Here is a 2,487-nt window from a genome sequence, read left to right as displayed (position 1 = left end):
TCTTTCCGGGACACGGGCAGGGCGCCCCCCTTAAATACGTCCCTGTACGCTCGTAATCGGCATCCCTGCCTCATACGGTCCCGAAAAGAGGCACCCCTCCCGACCTGGAGAGTTCTTCGCGAGATTCTAAACAGGCTCTTAAGCGAGGCCGATCGCGGGCATGGCGGATGGCCGCCCCGCCGCTCCTACAGGCGAACTTCCTAGCTCTCTTCCACCGGCCCGACAAAGGTCTCCACCCCCTCCTCGCGCAGCGCGTCCAGGGCTTCGTCCAACGCTTCCTGTTCCGTCTCGAAAGCGTCCTCCCATACGGTGGAGTTGTCGTGCTCGTCGATAATTTCCAGCAGCCAGCCGCCCTCGCCGTCCTCGTAGATATCGATCTGGACGGTGAGGTCACCATCGCTGTAGGAACGGCTGAGTGTCGATTCTTTCGGTACGAAGTCGTCTTCCATGGAATTAGCCTCGCAGTGGCTGAAGGGGGGGAACCGTAAACTTTGACAACTTGTGGCCCAGTGGTCAATAAACTTTTTGGCAAGCGGGGGAAATATACGCAAAACAGACACTTTCCGCTAAAATGCCCGGCCAATTACTAGTGTCCTGTATGTACTAAATAGTGATACCAGAGCCCCCCAGATTGCTCACAGTTAGGCGCAGCTCGCAGGGAATGGTCATTCCATTTCCAAGAGCTGCAACGCGGCTGTGGGCCCTCGATTGGTGAAGAGGGGGGGCTCCCTTCGGGCGAGCCGCTAAGCAGCCATCTGCGGCGTTGCACTTGCTTGACGTAGAATGACTACGCTGGCGCAAGTGCGCCTTGCATCTGGCCGCTTAGCGGCCCGCTGGTATCACTATTTAGTACATACAGGACACTGGTGCTCCGGATTTACGCTCCGGCCCGCATTGAGGAAGCCATTATGAACCAGATCGTCGTCTGCGCGCTCTACAAGTTCGTCACCCTGGACGACTTCGAATCCCTGCGCCACCCCCTGCTCGAACTGATGCTGAAACACCGCGTGCGGGGCACCCTGCTGCTCGCCCGCGAGGGTGTCAACGGCACCGTCGCCGGTACCCGCGAGGGCATAGATGCCCTGCTCGCCCACCTCAGGAGCGATCCGCGCCTGGCGGAACTGGACTACAAGGAGTCCTACACCGATACCCCGCCTTTCCTCCGTTCCAAGGTAAAGCTGAAGCGGGAGATCGTCACCATGGGCGTGGAAAACATAGACCCGCGCCGCAGCGCGGGCACCTACGTCAACCCGGCGGACTGGAATGCGCTGATCAGCGATCCGGAGGTGCTGCTGATCGACACCCGCAACGATTACGAGGTGCAGGTGGGCACCTTCGAACAGGCGGTCAATCCGCAGACCACCAGTTTCCGCGAATTCCCCGAGTATGTGCGGGAGAACCTGGACCCGCAGAAGCACAAGAAGGTGGCGATGTTCTGCACCGGCGGCATCCGCTGCGAGAAGTCCACCGCCTACCTGAAAGAACAGGGTTTCGATGAGGTCTACCACCTGCGCGGCGGCATCCTCAAATACCTGGAGGAAGTGCCCAAAGAGAAGAGCCTGTGGCGCGGCGAGTGCTTCGTTTTCGACGAGCGGGTCACCGTGAACCACGACCTGCAGCGGGGCAATTACGACCAGTGCAACGCCTGCCGAATGCCGATGACCGAAGAGGAAAAGCAATCCCCGCAATTCGAGCAGGGAGTCAGCTGCCCACACTGCTTCCACAAGGTCCCGGAAGCGGACCGGGCGCGCTTTCGCGAGCGGGAAAAGCAGATTCGGCTGGCCCGCCAGCGCGGCGAGCAACACCTGGGCCAGGAGGCCCGCGAAGCCACCGCCGCGCGACGGCGTGAAAAGCACGAAGAGCGCCGCCGGCAGGCAGCTGCCACGAAAGCCTGATCCCCCGCGGGGCGGATATGGCGGCTCAGCCCAGCAGCCACCTCTCCGCCTCCGCCTCGACGATAAACGGCTGTATCCTGTGCCCCCGCATCCGGGCCTCCTTGGCGATCATCAGCGAGGGGTAGAAGCTCCTGCTGTGCAGGATGGCTATAGCGGCGCGTCCCAGCACCGGGTGCTCCGCCAGGTAGCGGCCGAATTTCCGCTGTTCCGCCGGGGACATGACAGTCCGCGCGAAACGCACGTCCACCAGAATACGCAGCGGCACCAGATGCCGGTACTTCTCCCCCACCAGTTTGGCCGCCGTCTTTCGCGCGCACAGGCCGACACGGCCGAAGAAGCAGACCCGGACCACCCGGTTGGCGGCGTTGTAGCGGATCTGGAAGCTCATTCTGCACAGGCCCCAGACACAAATTCCCTCCCGCGCCAACAGGCATTGATGGCGTCAGATTCCTTTAACTGGAAGCGAATATACAGAACCGATTCCAATAAAATAATATTTACTGGAAACCTGTTTCACACTTTGAGAAAAAATTCACAGGCAGGATAAGACTTGTAGGAGCGGCGGGGCGGCCATCCGCCACGCCCGCGATCG

General features: G+C 60.8%; 3 protein-coding genes. 1 reads left to right on the top strand and 2 read right to left on the bottom strand.

Annotation, left to right across the window (positions count from 1 at the left end; all coding sequences use genetic code 11):
• Positions 1 to 200: 200 nt before the first annotated feature.
• Complete coding sequence (locus ACRC0P_RS15445; protein ID WP_438632199.1) at positions 201 to 449, bottom strand: hypothetical protein; 249 nt, start codon at positions 447 to 449, stop codon at positions 201 to 203.
• Between the two features lie 459 nt (positions 450 to 908).
• Between ACRC0P_RS15445 and trhO the strand changes: the two genes are divergently transcribed.
• Positions 909 to 1,895 carry an oxygen-dependent tRNA uridine(34) hydroxylase TrhO gene (trhO, locus tag ACRC0P_RS15440; protein ID WP_438632198.1) on the top strand — a complete coding sequence of 329 codons (987 nt, stop codon included), beginning with the start codon at positions 909 to 911 and terminating at the stop codon, positions 1,893 to 1,895.
• A 25-nt stretch (positions 1,896 to 1,920) separates the two neighbouring features.
• On the opposite strand, the gene ACRC0P_RS15435 is transcribed toward trhO, so the two are convergent.
• Positions 1,921 to 2,283 (bottom strand): hypothetical protein, encoded by a 363-nt coding sequence (locus tag ACRC0P_RS15435; RefSeq protein ID WP_438632197.1) that lies wholly within the window; start codon positions 2,281 to 2,283, stop codon positions 1,921 to 1,923.
• Between the last annotated feature and the right edge of the window lie 204 nt (positions 2,284 to 2,487).

Origin of the sequence: Microbulbifer sp. (assembly GCF_051659245.1) — a bacterium.
In the GTDB taxonomy this organism is placed as follows: Bacteria; Pseudomonadota; Gammaproteobacteria; order Pseudomonadales; family Cellvibrionaceae; genus Microbulbifer.
The sequence above is the reverse complement of the archived record's forward strand: the minus strand, read 5'-3'. Positions and strand labels throughout refer to the sequence as shown.

Excerpts from the sequence above, each read along its gene's own strand:
- trhO (WP_438632198.1), top strand. The coding sequence starts at position 909 with ATGAACCAGATCGTCGTCTGCGCGCTCTACAAGTTCGTCACCCTGGAC.
- ACRC0P_RS15445 (WP_438632199.1), bottom strand. The coding sequence starts at position 449 with ATGGAAGACGACTTCGTACCGAAAGAATCGACACTCAGCCGTTCCTAC.
- ACRC0P_RS15435 (WP_438632197.1), bottom strand. The coding sequence starts at position 2,283 with ATGAGCTTCCAGATCCGCTACAACGCCGCCAACCGGGTGGTCCGGGTC.